Genomic DNA, 17,862 nt, shown 5'->3' with positions numbered 1-17,862 from the left:
AGGGGAAGAAAGTGCGGTAGCTAAGGAAGGAGAGATTTTTTTGAGCAGTATCATTCACGAAAAGAATGTGCCGGCCGTGATGAGAGACGGAACAATGCTATACGCAGATGTCTTCCGGCCTCAGGGGGAAGGGAAATATCCTGTATTGCTTCAGCGGACACCATACAACAAGGCGTTTCTTCCGTTGACAACCATGGTGTTGGATCCCATTGCAGCTGCTCATCAGGGTTATGTTGTCATCATTCAAGATGTCCGCGGCAGGTTCGAATCAGAGGGGGAGCCGTTTTACATCTATAAAAATGAGTATCAGGATGGGTTTGATTCAGTAGAGTGGGCCGCCTCCTTGCCTTATAGTGATGGGAATGTCGGGATGTATGGCCTGTCATATAAGGGAATGACGCAATTTCAGGCGGCAGCCATGCAGCCGCCGCATCTGAAAGCCATTTTTCCAATTACTTGGGGAGCCGATGCGTTCATGTATCGAGGCGGAGCGCTCGAACTGGGTCTGTTGATTTCATGGTCGTTAGCCACGATTGGACCGAATGCGGTGGTGAAGGCCAAAAAAGGGAAGGAAGACTTTGGCCGGGAATTCATGCAGCTTGTTGATTCAATTGACCATATTGAAGAGGCGGGATTTCAGCAATTACCGCTACAAGACAGCGAATGGCTCAAACTTGGCGATAACTTCGCCTCGTTTGTTCAGGATATTTTGGAACACGACATGCGGGATGAATTCCATCAGGAAATCGGGCTGAAGGAAAAGTCGGAACGGCTCGATGTTCCTGTGTTTGGCCTTGCCGGCTGGTATGATCTTTTATTAGGCCAGGACCTCGAACACTATGAAACCTGGAAACACAAAAAACATACAAAGCTGATGATTGGCCCTTGGGCCCATGCCGGTTTTGCCCCGCAGGTCGGAGAATTGAATTTCGGATTAAGCGCATCAAGTTTGCTGCTTGATATGAAAACCGATTTAACGAGCTTGCAATTACAGTGGTTTGATTATTGGCTAAAAGGAATTCAGAATGGGATTATCGATGAGGCTCGAGTGAAAATCTTTGTCATGGGCGAGAATAAATGGCGCAGCGAACAGGAGTGGCCATTACAACGGACCGTTTATACTCCGTATTATTTCAAGAGTAACGGGAAGGCCAATACAAAGAATGGCGATGGCAGCTTATCGATTAACATGCCGCAGGACGAGAATTTCGACACTTATGTATACGACCCGGCCAATCCCGTTCCGACTCTGGGAGGTAACCATTTATTGCCTGCGAATTACCCAAGGGGGCCGATTGACCAACAATATCTTGAGGAGCGGGAGGATGTATTAGTCTACAGTAGCGAGATATTGACAGAGGATGTGGAAGTTACCGGGCCGGTGAAAGTCATCCTTTATGCGTCAAGCTCTGCTGTTGACACTGATTTTACCGCAAAGCTGGTCGATGTTCATCCGAATGGGAAAGCCATCAATATTGCAGACGGGATTATTCGCGCCAAATACCGGGAGAATAATCAGCCAGCATCGTTCATTACCCCAAATGAAGTCTACCGCTATGAAATTGACTTGCTGGCAACGAGCAATGTGTTTAAAAAAGGCCATAAGCTACGTGTAGAAATCACAAGCAGCAATTTCCCGCGTTTTGACCGGAATCTCAATACAGGGGAATCCGGGAAAGACAGTAAAGAAATGATCGCGGCTACCCAAAAAATCTATCATAGTGAAAAATATCCATCGCATATCCTATTGCCAGTCATTCCCTAGTAAAAATACAGAAGGGCGCTTTGGGCTGCAGGTTTATCCGTTGTCCAAGCCATACTAACCTATGTTTTTCTGCTTTTTCCTTGACGAGATTAAATCCCGCAGGCGCTTCTGTTTGCCCCAGCTACGGTAATGAAAAAACCATATAAAATAGGGTCAACCAGAAATATCCGGCTGACCTTATGATACGAAAGGGTGCGTCGATCCAAGTGATCAACGCACTTTTTTGTTGGATTCCTTAATGAACATACTGTTTGGTCTTATGCTAATAAATATCCACTTGAAATTGTAAGCGTTTACAATTATGATAATAAGTGGGAACGGTGGCAGTAGCCGTCATTGTAGTGGTGTAAGGTGAGCCAATATTAGATTAGACTAAGGATGATTTTTCTAAAGATATAATGACCTTTTGTAAATATGATAAAGGATCAGCTCTCAAAATTCCTAACATGAAGAAAGATAAATGACTGGTAAAATGTTTGTAAAAGTTCAATTAAATCGACAAACATCTACAATCGCTTATTTATAATGGGGAAAAAGGGAATCGATTTTTTTAAAGGTTTAAAAGGGGAGATGTAAATCATGGAGTTTTATGAAAAGTTACCTACTGACTTTTTGGTTGCTTTTTTCAATGAAATAGTGAAGAACATTGAAAATGGATTATTATCGAAAAAAATGTATTATGAGTTAGGTTTAATGATTTCAGTTGCTAGCCAAAGGGGAATTACCTTAGGAAAACCATGTGACTTTGAACAGGTAATAGACCAGGAGGATCTGGAGGAATTCATTCATTTTACATATAAACTAAAAGATGAATCCTTATTAGCTTCAGGGCTATAACTTATGTAGCTGCCAAAACAATCTATAACCAATCCTCTATTTTCATGTAAAATAAATAAAAAGATTTTAGTGAAAATCCCATGAAAATGTAGGAAGTATAAGTTTAAAAAGGAGCCTTAACCCCTAAACTTCCTAATATTGGAGGATGTCTGTGCTTATAATAACATTCTAGCATCCAGCCCAATATGAGTACAAAAAGTTCCATCCCACTTCGGACCCATTGGATGCTCCATCCCGTTTTCTCAGCCATCATGATCATCATGCTGTCACGCGGTCCCGAACCCAGGTCAGCTGATACATAAAGCCCGATTCCATATCCAATTAAAACAAGGCCAAAAATAAATTTAGTCAACCTTCCATTAAGGATTTTTAATATCGGCCGGCTGGATAAAGATTCTGAAGGCTTGATCCTTTTAACAAAGAATGGCGACATCGTTAATGAAATCCTGCGAGCCGAACATAAACATGAAAAAGAATATATCGTTTCCATAGACAAGAGTTTGTGAAGCAGATGTCGGAGGGAGTCAGGATCCTGGGAACAAAAATCCTTCCATGCAAAGTAACGCCTTTATCAAAATTTGAGTTTGAAATAATTTTGACTCAAGGGCTGAATCGCCAAATTCGCCGCATGTGCGAAGCGTAAGCCTATGAGGTTTACCGGCTGCAATGGACACGGATCATGAATATCCATCTCGGAAACCTCCCGCCTGGACAATGGAGAAATTTATCAAAGAAAGAGAAAACCCAATTATTAAGAGACCTGAACTATGACCCGAAGGAATGGTGAAAGCTTCAGGGGTAAATAATTTTAGAGAGGAGCGATTAAACATGTCGCTTCTTTTTTCATTTTATCTATAAATAAAAACTCGCCAATTGGCGAGTCCGTTGTTTCGGGCTTGGGTTCTGGAAAATACCTTGGTGATTAACTTTATCTAAAAAACGCCTTGTCAATATTGTACTTAGACTTAAGTTCATTAATGATATATGTTTCATAAATTACCCGATGGACAGGGTCATCAATCACACAAACCTCGATTTTAGTTACTTCATCTCTATGTATCTTAATCGGAGAAACCGTATCCTCAGAATGTTTTTTATTCTCGGCCTCAATTTTCTCGCCTTTCCAACAAACAGCAGCTCTTTATTCTGATTATAGAACATAAAAATCCCACCCTTGTCTCTTGGGATAAGATGAAAATCAGTGAACCCATAAATATTGCTTAATTCAGGGTTCTGCTGTTTTGTGATAGTAACATAGGGTCTTGGAATGGTTATGTCGATCACAAGCGTTCACTTCCTCTTTCATTATCTTCGTTTATGCTAACAGCGTTACCCAAAATGCTATTTACTAATAGTTCATTCTCATCCTCACCCATTAGCCAATGTGTTCTGGCGTTAAGCGAAATAGGAGGGTTTTTACTGAATCGGGGGTATGGGGTGGAAGCCTAAAGGAGTAGTGTAACGAAGTAATAACCACCAAACAGCATGAATAATCTGAAGAGATGACCAATTTCATCCTGCTTTTATATGACCCATATCCTGGATGAAACTTCGTGGATTTGAAGACAAACTTGTGAAATGGGGGTATTTAATGGATTTAAAGAAATTAACAAATGAGGAATTGCTGAGGACCTACGAAAGATTAACGAAGAGCCTTCAAATTCAATTTACTAAGGAAAATGCCGATTATAAAGAAAGGGTAAAGGAGGAGCTTTTAAAAAGGTTTGAAATAAATAAGGAATAAAACGGTTTACTTCTCCAATGATAATCAAAAAAGGCAGCAATGAAGAAGAGGAAGGGTGATTCTTAAGCTCCGTTATTCATTTAAATGATCGAATGAATGAACCTATTTACGATATAAAAATTATTTAGTCACTTTTTGAACTTCTGATTCATGAACTAGTTCGACAATAAATAGGCTTTCTTGTGCTTTTATTTCCAAATAGCCGGAGCTGTATTTAAAAATTACTGTGTAAAGCTTTCCTTTATACATCACTGTTTCATCATACATGTAAGGGCACCATCTTTTTAAGATACTAGTTGTCTAGAAAACATTATATACTATTATTCCTATAAAAACACTAGGGTTTTAATAAAAAGGAACCATAAATCTGTGGTCTAATTTTGTTGGAGGTACAGGAGTATTCAGAACAACCGTTTTCGGAATCTTCTTTTCTACCCTCTATCTTGGTTTAGGCTCAATATCCCCACTCATTATTATCATTTTTTAATCGACTATTTTGCAAAAATAGGAGAAGACATAGAAACGGAAAAACAAAATTGACTAATCTAAAAGTTCGTTTTCTCTTCGGTTGTAGGGAAGAATTTGTTGTTCAACGCATAAATCAGCTGCCAATTGGTTGGATATGGTCCGCTTTTCAACTACCCTCCCTCTTTTTCATATCACTTTTGAACATCTCTTGCCGATTTGCAAGATGGATAACCTGTTCTATGAAAGGTGACCATAAAGAAGAAAAAGCCCGAGAAAGGATAAGGAGTGAGCGAGTGATGGATAGTAGGATGCATACAGGCAGCATGCAAACCGAAACGGCACAAAAAACAGTTGGACAGTATTTGTTCGATTGCCTGAAGCTGGAGGGCATTACCGATATTTTCGGCGTTGCAGGGGACTATAATTTCACACTGCTTGATACTTTGGAGCGTTATAACGGTATCCAATTTATAAGTGGAAGGAACGAACTAAACGCGGGTTACGCCGCGGATGGCTATGCAAGAGTCAAAGGCATTTCTGCTCTTATTACAACGTTCGGGGTTGGGGAGCTAAGCGCCTGTAATGCAATAGCTGGAGCCAATAGCGAGCATGTGCCGATCATTCATATTGTGGGCGCTCCTCCTGATAAGGATCAAAAGGAGCACAAAATGATGCATCACACCTTAATGGATGGAAATTTTGACGTCTTCCGCAAGGTGTATGAGCAGATTACGGCATATACCGCGGTGATTACTACTGAAAACGCTAAGATTGAAATTCCGGCTGCGATTCGCATTGCCAAGGAGAAGAAAAAGCCAGTATATTTGGTTGTTGCCGATAATTTAGTGACCAAGCCAATCATGGCCCGTGAAGTGCCAATGCTAACACGTCGATTGTCTAACTTGAAAACACTTGAGGCCGCGGCAGATCATGTCAGACAGTTGCTCAAGCATGCCAAGAGGCCGGTTATTTTGGTTGATGTCAAAACCATGCGTTACGGCCTTCAGACAGCAGTACGGCAGCTTGCCGACGCCATGAACGTGCCTGTTGTGACGATGAGGTTCGGTAAGGGAGCATTCGATGAGGCTCATCAGAACTATATTGGAATGAACCTTGGCCCGTTTGGAAGTTCCGAAGTTCAAAGCACAGTAGAAAATGCAGACTGTATCATTGCGGTCGGCTTGGTGTGGGCGGACACCAACACCGCAAGTTTTACCGCAAAGCTAAACCCAAAGGTGACGGTCAATATTCAACCGGATATGGTCAAGGTCGCTGAGGCGGAATATCCTAATGTACTGGCAGCCGACATGTTACTTGCCGTACAGAAGGTTGGTTACAAGGGCCGAGGGATGGATGGAAAACTGTCTTTTCCTTACGATCAAGTCACCGCTAGTGCCGACGATCCTTTAGTGGCAGCCGGCTATTACCCCCGTTTTCAACGCATGCTGAAAGAGGACGATATTGTGATTGCCGAGATTGGGACATTCTCCTATGGAATGGCGGAGGTGAGACTACCGAGCAATGTAACATATATCGGGCAAGTAGGTTGGGGGTCAATCGGCTATGCCATACCATCGGCCTTCGGTGCCAGTATTGCCGCGCCAGAACGACGGGTGCTCCTGTTTACAGGTGACGGCTCTCTCCAGCTAACAGCCCAGGAAATCAGCTCCATGCTCTATTATCGCTGCAAGCCGATCATTTTCGTCTTGAACAACGAAGGTTATACGATCGAGAAATATTTGAATGTCAAAACAGCCAATCAAAAGTATAACCAAATTCCTCGATGGAGTTACACTAAGCTGGCCGAAGCCTTTGGCGGCAACGCGTTTACCGTTACGGTCCGTACCTATGGAGAGCTTGATCAGGCTATAAACGATGCAGAAAAGGAGATTTCGGAAAGACTCTGCATCATTGAAATAATTGCCGGGAATCCAATGGACGCACCCGAATTTGTGCGACGGATGCGTAGCTATATGGAGAAGCTAGAGATGCAACGTACCCAGAAATAGTGTCGCGTGCAACAATGTGAAAATTGGACCTGGCCATTAAAGTTTGTCTTCTGACCTATCAATTATTCGATTTTTTGACTCATACCTGTTCTCCCAATCCCTCATGTTTAATTGTAAAATTATACAAAAAGTACCCTATAGGAGACTTTTTTTAGTGTCTACTCTATAGGGTACATATTACTTATGCCCAAAGCTTTTTCTAATTCACTTTTGGATTTTGGTAATGATATTCTGCCCATATTTATTTGTGTAATAATAATAGGTGTACGATTTTCCTGAGATTAAATTCTTTTTATACCAATTATTAGACGATCTAAAAACCATATACTTACCCGAAGATGTTTTCACTTCAAAAGAATTGCCATCAGCCCACCCGATCAAAACCCCTTTTTCATAATGTGACTGTTCATCTTTTTGAATTTTGGTAATGATATTCTGTCCATATTTATTTGTGTAATAATAATAGGTGTACGATTTTCCTGAGATTAAATTCTTTTTATACCAATTATTAGATGACCTAAAAACCATATACTTACCCGAAGATGTTTTTACTTCAAATGAATTGCCATCAGCCCACCCAATTAAAACCCCTTTTTCATAATGTGACTGTTCAACCTTGGACCATGCAGCATCAACAGGATTGGCAGCTCCCACACCTGAAAACAGCATTACAGCGACCCAAAAAGCAACAGCAAACTTTTTCAATTTTTTCATTCTAAATCACCCCAACATATTATATGCAAATAAAACGAAAGAAGAAGGGGCATCCTACTATCTTCTTAAAATATAAATTGTTTGTAATTAACGCATTTTTAATTGAATTCCTTATTGAACGGGGAGGTTAGTTGAAGGTGATAGTGGATTAAATAAAATTTAACGAGGGGAAAAAGTGAATTATACTTGTCCTTGTTGTGGTTTTAAAACATTAGAAGAAGAACCCCCAGACACTTTTGACATTTGTGAAATCTGTTTTTGGGAAGATGGTGGTTACCAATATCGGTTGCACTTCGATCGTTCCGAAGAAGCAGAATTGATATTAAACATTTTGCATTTTAATTTTTTTCTCCCGAGATGTCTTTTCGATTTTTTTAGATTCTAATCTAAATAAGAATCAGAGTCATTATGTAAAAATTCAGAAAATATCATTGACACCAAAATAAATATTATTTATTATAATATTTAAATAAATAATATTTATTTTGTTAAAGGAGGTCGTGTAAGTTTTAAGAAAAATCACAAATCCCCAATTTTCCTCCTCCCCAAAGTTACAGTATGCTAGTAATTAAGAAATTTGGGATAGGGGCTGTTTCCGGTATGAAAAGCAGAAGTGACCAACTCGTTGACGAGCTTGGAAGAAAAATAGTGACAGGCCAGCTGGGGCAGGGTGAAATTTTACCAAAGGTAGAGGATTTAAGTGAACTCCTCCAGGTTAGCCGAACGGTTGTACGCGAAGCGCTTAGAGGGTTGTCGACCTTAGGATTGGTGAAATCGAATCAGCGCTCAGGTACAGTTGTTCTCCCACGCTCTGAATGGCGTTGGTGGAATATTGATGTGCTTACATGGGTCCTTGAGGACGAGAATAATCGAGACTTTTTATTGCATTTAACAGAAGTACGGTTAGGTCTTGAACCTACCGCAGTTGCTTTGGCTGCAACAAGGGCAACGGAAGAGGATCGAATGAAAATCAAGGATGCTTTCAGCCGGATGGAGCAATCGATTGGTGATTCGAAAGCCTGGGCGGTGGCAGACTATGATTTTCATAACGTGCTGGTAACGGCTTCTTATAATGACTTAATTATTAGTACGATAAAAACACTTCAAAAAGCGCTGATCGTTAGCCGCGAAAAGACCATCCTCGCGGCGACGGAGGATAAAGACTCACCGTATGATTCGCCAACAACTGAAGCTTTAGAAAGACATCGTGCGATCTTTGAAGCCGTAATGAACCGTGATGCGGCCCTCGCCCATCAAAAAACGATGGACCTCATCTTGCGTGTAAAACGGATTTTAGAACAAATCTACGATAATGATACCAAAAACGACAAATAGTTTAGGGAAAACCAAAAAAGAGAGGGGCAGGATTATAAATGGGTTTGCAAATTGTTAGATTTGAAAAGGACAATCAAGTTCAATGGGGAGTTATATCAAATCATTCGATTCTTGTCTTAAAAAATTCCTATGACTCTTTAGCACATTTTTTAGAAGAGGGAACAGAAGAGGCAAGAGATGTGAAAACACATGGAACGAGTGAGATCCTCTCCCTTGGGGAAGTAAACATCCTAAGTCCGGTAACAAAACCAGCTAGAATTGTCTGCCAGGGCGCCAATTATTCCACTCATCGCGCTGAAGCTGGGCTGGAGGCAGCTCGTCCTCCTTTCAACATGATTTTTAGCAAATCGGACAGTTCCCTTTGTGGTGCTTATTCTGAAATTGTTCGCCCTTCGAATGTAAAATTACTGGACTATGAAATCGAGCTGGGATTGGTCATTGGCAAAGAGATTACGGAAGCTGTAGATGTCACCAATCAGAATCTTCATGAATATGTCGCTGGTCTCGTGATTGTCGACGATGTTTCGGCACGTGATGTCCAGCTGAGTGAGGGACAATGGCTGAAAGGGAAAAGCTATCGTACCTTCGGACCAACAGGACCTTACTTCTACCTGCTAGATAAAGAGGAAATCAACGAGATTCATAATCTTGAATTAAATCTATGGGTAAATGATGAATTGCGCCAGTCGGCGAATACCAACCAGTTATTATTCAAGCCGGCAGAAACATTAACAGAGCTGTCCGGCATTATGGATCTGTCAAAAGGCGATCTCGTTATTACCGGGACAACAGGCGGGGTAGCGCTGAATCTTTCAAAAGAAGAATTAACGCAAGTCTCTAGTCCTGTAGTTCCATATGGTGAAAAATTGAGTTCCCTGGTACAAGGTCAATTAGCAAAAGGGAAATATCTTAACGATGGCGATGTGATTCGCTGTTCCATTAAGAGCCCAGACGGAAGGATTGACCTCGGCGAACAAGTGAACAAAGTCGTAGCAAGCAAAGTAACCATTTCCTAATCATTGTGAACCTGCCGGGAGTTATCACTTATGATGGATCCCGGCAGCATTAATCCCAGCTGCAATAACTCCTCCATTAATACATCATCAATGTTCAAGTTTTTCTTCATTATAATGTATACGCTTACAATCTCTTGTTTTCGGAAAGTCAAAACTTAATTGAATAGGGGTGTGTGTTGTATGAACCACGAAAACGTTGATGTGGCAATTGTCGGTTATGGTCCGGTTTCCAAGCTTCTTGCGGCATTATTAGGTCAAAAGGGCTGGAAAGTTGGCGTTTATGAACGATTTCCGAAGACTTATATTCTGCCGCGAGCCGTTACTTTCGATGATGAAATTGCCCGTATTTTACAATGCATCCTGCCAGTGAATGAAATTGAAAAAGTGACTGTGCCTGTACCGGATGACTATGTGTGGGTCAATGCGAAGCGAGAAACCTTGTTGGCTTTGGACTTTTCGCAGTTTGGGATCTCCGGCTGGCCTGGGAAGCTGTTTTTTAATCAGCCTCAACTGGAAGAAGTGATGGATGGTGCCTGTCGAAAACAGCCCAATGTAAATGTCCGCCTTGGACACGAAGCGGTTGGACTGACGGAATTCGATGATCATGTTGAGCTGGCCGTTCGGGACGAAAACGGCGAGGTAACCGAAGTTTTTGCAAAATATGTGGTTGGCTGTGACGGAGCGAATAGTTTTGTGCGTAAAAACATGGAGCATACCATCACAGACCTGGGTTTTGCTGCCGACTGGCTTGTGGTCGATGTCATTCCGCAAGAAGAACGCGAATGGAGTCCTATGAATTTGCAAGTATGCGACCCTGCCCGGCCAACTACGGTCGTTTCCGGAGGGCCAGGAAGAAGACGCTGGGAATTTATGGCTCTTCCAGGAGAGACAAAGGAAGACTTGAACAAAGAAGAAGTCGCATGGAAGCTGCTTGAGCCATGGGATATTACGCCTGCTAACTCCATTCTGGAACGGCATGCCGTTTACACTTTTAAAGGCTTGTGGGTCGATGAATGGCGCAAAGGCAGATTGATGCTGGCTGGAGACGCAGCGCATTTAACTCCGCCATTTATGGGGCAGGGACTGTGCTCCGGGTTACGCGATTCGATGAATCTGGCTTGGAAGCTCGATCTAGTTCTGAGTGGCAAAGCAGCAGACCAAATTCTTGAGACATATACAGAAGAGCGTAAACCTCACAATCAGACGCTTGTTGAAGCTGCTCTCTATTTAGGAAAGATGATTTGTATCACTGACCCAGTGGCAGCGGCCAAACGCGATGAAGACTTTTTCAGCGGGAATGTTCCACCGTTTCCAGATTTTCCTCATTTGACAGAAGGAATTTTCTGCCGGAGCGAAAGCGGCTTAAGTACCGGGAAACTTTCTTTTCAAAGCAAGGTGAACCATGAAGGAAAAACTGGCCTGTTCGATGATGTCGTTGGCCGTGGCTGGATGGTCATTGGGTTGGAGGACGACCCGCAAAAGGGATTATCGCAGGAACAAATAGAATTTTTCAAAACCATTGGAGGCCGATTTATTACGATTTCAAATAATCCGGGCTTAGAGGCTCATACGGTGTATGACGTCGAAGGAAAATATCAGCAGTATTTTAAGGAAACGGGGTTTGCTGCCGTTGTGGTTCGACCAGATTTCTACCTTTATGGAGGATGTGCCTCCTTAGCTGACTTGCCAGTGGTAGTAGAGGATCTAGTGGAACAAATGGGAACTTATTTGAACACAGCAACTGCTGGATAACCTTCCCTATCGTATCTCAAGCAGTCACTGGTTCACGAACAAAACTGCCTTGCTAAAAAGCAAACTGCTAATTTGGTAGGACAAATTAGCGGCAGAACTTCAATAGACTCTTGCAAAGTCTACTTCAACTAGTATAGCAATTAAAAATCAAACCTGTCTAATAATGGAATCGTAATTAAAATTGATAAATTAGGAGGATGGAAGATGGTACAAGTAAAGGCATTTCGGTTGGCGTATGTTGATTTTTATGCGAAAGACGCTACAAGGATGGTGGATTATTACACCAAGACGATGGGCTACCGGATCACAGAAGAAAGAAACGGCGTTACGTATTTAACGAACGCGCTTGACCATCATAATATTGTCATTACACCGTCAGACCAAAAAGGGATTCGCCGTTATGGGTACCAGTTGGACGGAAAGCTTAGCCTTGAGGAAGTGCTGGAGAAATTGCATGACCAGGGAATCAGTGCCAGCATTAAAGAAGGAACCAAACCAGGAGTTTCCAAATTAATTGAAGTACAGGACCCGGCTGGGAATTCGCTTGATTTATTTACGGACATCGAACAAACAAATGCTGGCTTTGGCACTTCAGGGATTTTGCCTCACAAATTGGGTCATATTGCGTTTTATGCAAAGTATTTCAAGGAGACGATTGATTTTTACCAACAGGTTCTGGGGTTTGCGTTTACAGATAAAATTGGTGAAGGTTTCGCCAACTTCCTGACCTGTAATACTGACCACCATGTCTTAAATATCGTGGCTTCAGATGAAACCCGTCTGCACCATATTGCCTTTCAATTAAAAGATGCCAGTCATCAATATGCAAGCTCCGACCTATTGGCTAAGCATGGCCATCCGGTTTTATGGGGGCCTTCCCGCCATACGGCTGGACATAATATTGCGACCTATCACCATGACCCTGAAGAGAATGTCGTCGAGCTGTATACAGATTTGGATGTTCTCGTACCGGAGCTGGGCATTTTTGAACCACGGCCATGGCATGAGGAATTACCAATGAAACCAAAGGTTTGGGAAGCCTTAAGTGCCTGGGGGACAGAATTTGACGTCGACTTGGCAAAAATTTAAAACAAACTAGGAGCCTTTAATATGGTACAAGAAACGTTTTTACTGGAAGTGAAGCCGGGAACTGAGCAAGATTTTGAACAAGCTTTTCAAAAAGCAGCCAATCTTGTCCATGCTGCACATGGTTGTTTAGGTTCCGAACTGAAGCGCTGTGTTGAACAGGAAAATAAATATTTGGTGGCCATCGAATGGGAAACTGTGGAGGATCATGTAGTCCATTTTAAAAATTCACCTGCTTTCGAGGAATTGAAAGCGTTGATCGGTCCATACTATTTACACCCACCAACTGTAGAGCATTATCAAGAAGTTCAGATTTAATAGACTTACAGAATGGGGATGGTATTTCAATCCCCATTTTTCCGTAAAGGCAGTGTAAAAGAATTGTATATAAAGAAAACAAGTCAGGGCATAGACAGACGGGTTGAGGTTTTGAAATTAATTACTTTGAAGGTATGGAAGGACAGTATTAAGGGACTGGATCATAAGAGAAGGAGGAGTACCTATGGAATACAATTGTGTAGAATTATCCATTCAAAATCATGTAGGAATCATCACCTTGAAACGGCCGGAAGTCGGGAATGCTATTGATTTACAGATGGCCAAAGAACTGATGGACGCAGCGATTCTTTGTTCAGAAAGTGAAGGAATTCGTTCTGTTGTGCTTACAGGTGCTGGAAAAAGGTTTTCAGTGGGGGGAGATTTAAAGAGCTTTGCCCAAGAAGGAGAAAAAATCGGTGCTCATCTCAAAAATGTAACAGCTTATCTACATCAAGCCATTTCTTATTTTACTAGAATGAACAAACCCTTTATTGGTGCTGTAAATGGAGTCGCTGCTGGTGCCGGTATGAGCTTAGTTTGTGCATGCGACATGTCCTATTGCAGCGAAAATGCAAAATTTGTGATGGCGTATAACAAAATCGGGTTAACTCCTGATGGATCGGGGAGCTATTTTCTGCCGCGCCTTGTCGGCATGAAACGGGCACTGGAGCTAATGTACTCCAACCGCAGCCTGGACGCAGACGAGGCATGTGAGTGGGGAATCGTAAACCATGTCGTCTCTGAAGACAAATTAATGGAAGTCGTGTTGGAATTGGCCGAAACGCTGGCGAATGGACCAATGAATGCCTACGGCGAAACGAAGAAGTTATTTTATCAATCGATGCAGGAAACATTGGAATCACAGATGGCCAATGAATCTATTTTACTCGCTGACAGAGCGAGCAGTGAAGAAGGGAAAGAAGGAATTTCAGCATTTTTGACAAAACGCGAGCCTAACTTTTTGAAAAAGTAGTCACTGGATATAACCAATGGGCAAGGAGTTGAGGGAAAGTGCATGAAGCGACATTGAATGAAAAATTGCTTTGGCAGCCATCGCAAGACATGATCAAAGGATCAAATGTTAATAAATTCATGATCTGGCTGGAGGAAAGCAGAGGGCTGAAGTTCAATGAATATAACGACTTGTGGGAGTGGTCCGTGAACGACCTGGAAGGTTTTTGGTCAAATGTTTGGGACTATTTCGAGATTAAGTCTTACACAGATTATGAAGCAGTGTTGTCTGGCCGAAAGATGCCGAATATAGAATGGTTCTTAGGCGCCACTTTAAATTATGCAGAGCATGTTTTCCGCAACGAGGTTTCTGACAAACCGGCCATTATTTCACAAACAGAGAACCGCCCAAAGCAGGAGCTTACCTGGGCAGAGCTTAAAAGGAAGACAGCGGCGATTGCAGGTTATTTGAAATCTGCAGGAGTTAAGCGTGGGGACCGAGTGGTTGCTTACGCGCCAAATATTCCGGAAACAGTGGCCGCCTTTTTAGCATGTGCGAGCATTGGTGCGGTCTGGTCCAGTTGTGCACCGGAATTTGGGATAAAAAGTGTGATTGACCGGTTCAAACAAATTGAACCCAAGGTGCTGTTTGCCGTGGATGGCTATCAATATGGAGGCAAGAAATATGACCGTCTTGAGAGCCTGAGAAAAATCCAGAAGGAATTGCCTTCCTTGCAGGAAACCGTCATCATTCCGTATTTGGAAGAGCAGCCTGTGATCGAAGATTTAAAGAATTGGCTGTTATGGGATGAAATTCAGGAGAATTATCAGGACATTCCATTAACATTTGAGCCCGTTCCGTTTCATCATCCACTTTGGATTTTATATTCTTCAGGAACCACTGGGAAGCCAAAAGGGATTGTTCAAAGTCAAGGCGGAATTTTGATTGAACATCTAAAAGCGTTAACGCTGGGGATGAACTTGAAAAAAGAGGACAAATTCTTTTGGTATACAACGACTGGCTGGATGATGTGGAATTTGCAGATTGGCGGTTTACTAACTGGAACCACAATCCTCTTGTATGATGGAAATCCAGGTTATCCGGATCATGAAACGCTGTGGAAGTTTGTCGAAGATACAGAAATAACCGTTTTTGGCACAAGTGCCAGCTTCATTATGGCGAGTATGAAAGCGGGCATTAAGCCAAGCGAACAATTTGACCTCAGACACCTGAAGGCAATCGGTGTCACTGGTTCGCCGCTGCCTGATAGTGGTTTTGACTGGGTTTATGACCAGGTGAAGCAGGATGTCTGGCTTTATTCAACGAGTGGTGGCACCGATGTTTGTGCCGGATTTGTCGGCGGAAACCCGTTAATGCCGGTTTATCGCGGAGAAATTCAAGCGCGTTCCCTGGGAGTAGCAGTTCAGGCATATAATGATGCAGGTGAGGCCGTCATAGATGAAATCGGAGAGCTTGTCGTAACCGAACCGATGCCTTCAATGCCAATCTATTTTTGGAATGACGAGACTGGAGAACGGTACAAAAGCAGCTATTTTGAAGTTTTCCCTGATATTTGGAGACATGGTGATTTTATCAAATTTACTCCAAGGGGAAGCTCTGTCATCTTTGGGCGTTCGGATGCAACGATAAATCGCGGTGGTATTCGAATGGGCACAAGTGAAATTTACAGTGCACTGGAAGTGATCCCAACGGTGATTGATAGTTTAATTGTCGATATCCCGCTTAGTAGTGAAGAATCATTCATGCCGTTATTTGTTGTTTTAAAAGAGGGTTTCCGGCTTTCAGAAGAACTTAAGTCTGAAATATACAAAACGATTCGCCAAAATTGCTCTCCTCGACATGTGCCCAACCAAATTTTTGAGGTCAAAGCACTGCCAAAAACGTTAAACGGCAAAAAAATCGAAGTGCCAATCAAGAAAATTTTAATGGGCGTCGCCCTGGAACAAGCGGTTAATTCCGATTCGTTGTTAAATCCTGAAACACTGCAGTACTTTGTGGAGTTTCGGAAAAACATGGCTGCTAAGGCGCAAAAGTAGATTTTGTAATGAGGTAACCTTTATCGATTAGAAACAACTCAATCATTACGTTATAAAGGGGTAGGTTAAGATAGGAAAGAAGCCAGTATTCTTTACATTTTGTTTCTTAATTTTTATAACGCTTTTAGCCGGTTGCAGCGGGGGAACGCAGCAACCTTCAGCTTCTCCATCAAAAGCTTCAGCCAATACGGAAGAGACCAAAAATAAGTCTACTGATTCTGTCAAAGTTAATGAAAACGAAAATACCCAAGATTTTAAAGTAACTTTGCTTGGGACAGGGTCCCCTGTCATTTCAATGGAACGCTTTAGTAATTCAACTTTAGTTGAAGTGGGTGGAGAGAGATTGCTATTTGACGCGGGAAGAGGAACAGCGCAGCGTTTAAATCAATTGGATATCGCACCCGGGATGATTGATAAGTTGTTTGTTACCCACTTACACCATGACCATGTTATGGACTTTGACGATGTGTTAATCACTGCGGCTGTGCCTGACCCCAGAGGAGGCAGGGAACATAATATGCAGGTTTGGGGTCCAACGGGCACAAAAGCTTGGGTTGAAAACACATTAGAAGCTTATAAAGTAGATATTGAAGTAAGAAAAATCGTAGAAGGTGCCAGTGGGCTGGATGCAGATGTTTATGAGATTGAAGAAGGAGTCGTCTATGATAAAAACGGAATTGAAGTCATCGCTTTTGAAGTAGACCATGGACCGATGAAACCAGCACTGGGTTATAGGATCAATTATAACGGACGTTCAGTGGTGATTTCCGGTGATACTACCTACAGTGACAACTTAATTAAATACGCAAAAGGTACCGATTTGCTCATTCATGAAGTTATTTCGGTGAAACATCCGGAAGAAGAGTACAAATCAGAAGCACTTAAAAATATCGAAGCCTATCATACAACTCCAGAGCAGGCCGGAGAGGTATTTAAACAAGTAAATCCAAAACTTGCTGCATACACCCATATTGCCCTGCTTATTCCAGAAGAAGAGGCGAAGCTAATAGAGAGAGCCCAAAAGATCTATAATGGCGAAGTAGTAGTTGGAGTGGATTTAATGGCATTTGAAATTGGAGATGAAATAAAAGTAATAGAACCCTAGTATTGGGGTTTGATGGACTTTAAAGAAATCGCTATAAACCCTGAATTGTTCCGGTAAAGGAATGAATTCAGGGTTTAAATTTTTTGCCTCCTTTTTTTCCGTTTCAGGTAAATCAAAGTAGAGATTGTAATAATTCTTAATGGAAATATCATGATTCGTTTATATGAGCTTAACCCTCCTTGTGTAAGGTAAAGTTGTACCACACTATTAGGAGGGATTGGAATGAGTATCAAATTGAAAAAGTACGTTATTCCTGCACTGGCTGTCACAATGATTGGAGCAGCTTTGACGACTCCTATTGTATCTGCAAACGCAAGTGGACTCTATTTAACAAAAGAAGAAAGTAAAGAAATTGTCCTTCAGTCATTCCCTGGTATTGTAGAAGAAGTAGAGCTGGAAAATGAAGATGGCTACCTGGTATATGAAGTAGAAGTACAGGGTGAAGATGGCATTGAATATGAGGTTATCATTGATGCTGAGACAGCTGAAATAGTAGCAGTTGAATTAGATTATGATGATGATGATGATCGTTACGACGACAACGATGACGGGGACGATGACGACGACGATGACGACGACATTGATGATGGTGACGACGACTAGTTTTAAGAGTATGTAAGGTACTCCTTGAGCCTGCTTGAAAAGAGATTATAAAAATAAGCTGTTAAAGAATGTATTTAGAAAAGCCGATTCCTGTCATTACA

General features: G+C 42.0%; 14 protein-coding genes and 4 pseudogenes. 15 read left to right on the top strand and 3 right to left on the bottom strand.

The window, feature by feature from the left end; genetic code table 11:
* Positions 1-40 precede the first annotated feature (40 nt).
* Together ADU22_RS18055 and ADU22_RS18050 are read left to right on the top strand one after the other, a co-directional pair.
* The gene (locus tag ADU22_RS18055) at positions 41-1,765 is read left to right on the top strand and encodes a CocE/NonD family hydrolase (RefSeq protein ID WP_197280086.1); all 1,725 of its coding nucleotides are present in this window, start codon (positions 41-43) and stop codon (positions 1,763-1,765) included.
* Positions 1,766-2,344: 579 nt separating this feature from the next.
* Positions 2,345-2,602, top strand: a complete 258-nt coding sequence (locus tag ADU22_RS18050) for a hypothetical protein (RefSeq protein WP_053363407.1) — start codon at positions 2,345-2,347, stop codon at positions 2,600-2,602.
* A gap of 175 nt (positions 2,603-2,777) precedes the next feature.
* Here the strand turns inward: ADU22_RS18050 and ADU22_RS25280 are convergent.
* Positions 2,778-2,939: pseudogene (locus tag ADU22_RS25280) on the bottom strand (DUF6198 family protein); the annotation flags it as partial.
* 1 nt (position 2,940) lies between these two features.
* Between ADU22_RS25280 and ADU22_RS24370 the strand changes: the two are divergent.
* A pseudogene (locus tag ADU22_RS24370) lies at positions 2,941-3,389 on the top strand (pseudouridine synthase); the annotation flags it as partial.
* 141 nt (positions 3,390-3,530) lie between these two features.
* Here the strand turns inward: ADU22_RS24370 and ADU22_RS25275 are convergent.
* Positions 3,531-3,886 (bottom strand): annotated as a pseudogene (locus ADU22_RS25275) (nucleotide excision repair endonuclease).
* A 307-nt stretch (positions 3,887-4,193) separates the two neighbouring features.
* On the opposite strand from ADU22_RS25275, the gene ADU22_RS24775 reads away from it, so the two are divergent.
* Complete coding sequence (locus ADU22_RS24775) at positions 4,194-4,346, top strand: hypothetical protein (RefSeq protein ID WP_156324391.1); 153 nt, start codon at positions 4,194-4,196, stop codon at positions 4,344-4,346.
* Positions 4,347-5,110: 764 nt separating this feature from the next.
* On the top strand, positions 5,111-6,823 hold the full coding sequence (locus tag ADU22_RS18035; RefSeq protein WP_053363405.1) for an alpha-keto acid decarboxylase family protein: 1,713 nt from the start codon (positions 5,111-5,113) through the stop codon (positions 6,821-6,823).
* Positions 6,824-7,027: 204 nt separating this feature from the next.
* On the opposite strand, the gene ADU22_RS18030 is transcribed toward ADU22_RS18035, so the two are convergent.
* Positions 7,028-7,537, bottom strand: coding sequence for a hypothetical protein (locus ADU22_RS18030; protein ID WP_053363404.1), 510 nt, complete (start codon positions 7,535-7,537; stop codon positions 7,028-7,030).
* A gap of 175 nt (positions 7,538-7,712) precedes the next feature.
* Here ADU22_RS18030 and ADU22_RS25650 point away from each other — a divergent pair.
* The 10 genes and pseudogenes from ADU22_RS25650 to ADU22_RS17985 all read left to right on the top strand — a co-directional run.
* Positions 7,713-7,823, top strand: a pseudogene (locus ADU22_RS25650) (CPCC family cysteine-rich protein); the annotation flags it as partial.
* 314 nt (positions 7,824-8,137) lie between these two features.
* Positions 8,138-8,872 carry a FadR/GntR family transcriptional regulator gene (locus ADU22_RS18025; protein WP_053363403.1) on the top strand — a complete coding sequence of 245 codons (735 nt, stop codon included), beginning with the start codon at positions 8,138-8,140 and terminating at the stop codon, positions 8,870-8,872.
* Positions 8,873-9,051: 179 nt separating this feature from the next.
* Entirely contained in the window at positions 9,052-9,888 is an 837-nt protein-coding gene (locus tag ADU22_RS18020; RefSeq protein ID WP_231687905.1) for a fumarylacetoacetate hydrolase family protein, read from the top strand.
* Positions 9,889-10,068: 180 nt separating this feature from the next.
* Entirely contained in the window at positions 10,069-11,640 is a 1,572-nt protein-coding gene (mhpA, locus tag ADU22_RS18015) for a bifunctional 3-(3-hydroxy-phenyl)propionate/3-hydroxycinnamic acid hydroxylase MhpA (protein WP_053363401.1), read from the top strand.
* A gap of 204 nt (positions 11,641-11,844) precedes the next feature.
* Positions 11,845-12,729, top strand: coding sequence for a VOC family protein (locus ADU22_RS18010; RefSeq protein ID WP_053363400.1), 885 nt, complete (start codon positions 11,845-11,847; stop codon positions 12,727-12,729).
* A gap of 21 nt (positions 12,730-12,750) precedes the next feature.
* Positions 12,751-13,044, top strand: coding sequence for an antibiotic biosynthesis monooxygenase family protein (locus tag ADU22_RS18005; protein ID WP_053363399.1), 294 nt, complete (start codon positions 12,751-12,753; stop codon positions 13,042-13,044).
* A gap of 184 nt (positions 13,045-13,228) precedes the next feature.
* Positions 13,229-14,017, top strand: a complete 789-nt coding sequence (locus ADU22_RS18000; protein WP_053363398.1) for an enoyl-CoA hydratase/isomerase family protein — start codon at positions 13,229-13,231, stop codon at positions 14,015-14,017.
* A gap of 38 nt (positions 14,018-14,055) precedes the next feature.
* Complete coding sequence (locus ADU22_RS17995; RefSeq protein ID WP_053363397.1) at positions 14,056-16,053, top strand: acetoacetate--CoA ligase; 1,998 nt, start codon at positions 14,056-14,058, stop codon at positions 16,051-16,053.
* A gap of 265 nt (positions 16,054-16,318) precedes the next feature.
* Entirely contained in the window at positions 16,319-17,158 is an 840-nt protein-coding gene (locus tag ADU22_RS17990) for an MBL fold metallo-hydrolase (RefSeq protein ID WP_502688748.1), read from the top strand.
* Between the two features lie 222 nt (positions 17,159-17,380).
* The gene (locus ADU22_RS17985) at positions 17,381-17,761 is read left to right on the top strand and encodes a PepSY domain-containing protein (RefSeq protein WP_053363395.1); all 381 of its coding nucleotides are present in this window, start codon (positions 17,381-17,383) and stop codon (positions 17,759-17,761) included.
* Positions 17,762-17,862 lie beyond the last annotated feature (101 nt).

It is taken from the genome of Bacillus sp. FJAT-27251 (assembly GCF_001273925.1).
Classification (GTDB): domain Bacteria; phylum Bacillota; class Bacilli; order Bacillales; family Cytobacillaceae; genus Mesobacillus_B.
Note: the sequence above shows the minus strand (reverse complement) of the source record. Positions and strands in the feature narration are given on the sequence as shown.

Coding starts and splice junctions, on each gene's coding strand:
- ADU22_RS18050 (WP_053363407.1), top strand. CDS start 2,345: ATGGAGTTTTATGAAAAGTTACCTACTGACTTTTTGGTTGCTTTTTTC.
- ADU22_RS24775 (WP_156324391.1), top strand. CDS start 4,194: ATGGATTTAAAGAAATTAACAAATGAGGAATTGCTGAGGACCTACGAA.
- ADU22_RS18035 (WP_053363405.1), top strand. CDS start 5,111: ATGGATAGTAGGATGCATACAGGCAGCATGCAAACCGAAACGGCACAA.
- ADU22_RS18030 (WP_053363404.1), bottom strand. CDS start 7,537: ATGAAAAAATTGAAAAAGTTTGCTGTTGCTTTTTGGGTCGCTGTAATG.
- ADU22_RS18025 (WP_053363403.1), top strand. CDS start 8,138: ATGAAAAGCAGAAGTGACCAACTCGTTGACGAGCTTGGAAGAAAAATA.
- mhpA (WP_053363401.1), top strand. CDS start 10,069: ATGAACCACGAAAACGTTGATGTGGCAATTGTCGGTTATGGTCCGGTT.
- ADU22_RS18010 (WP_053363400.1), top strand. CDS start 11,845: ATGGTACAAGTAAAGGCATTTCGGTTGGCGTATGTTGATTTTTATGCG.
- ADU22_RS18005 (WP_053363399.1), top strand. CDS start 12,751: ATGGTACAAGAAACGTTTTTACTGGAAGTGAAGCCGGGAACTGAGCAA.
- ADU22_RS18000 (WP_053363398.1), top strand. CDS start 13,229: ATGGAATACAATTGTGTAGAATTATCCATTCAAAATCATGTAGGAATC.
- ADU22_RS17985 (WP_053363395.1), top strand. CDS start 17,381: ATGAGTATCAAATTGAAAAAGTACGTTATTCCTGCACTGGCTGTCACA.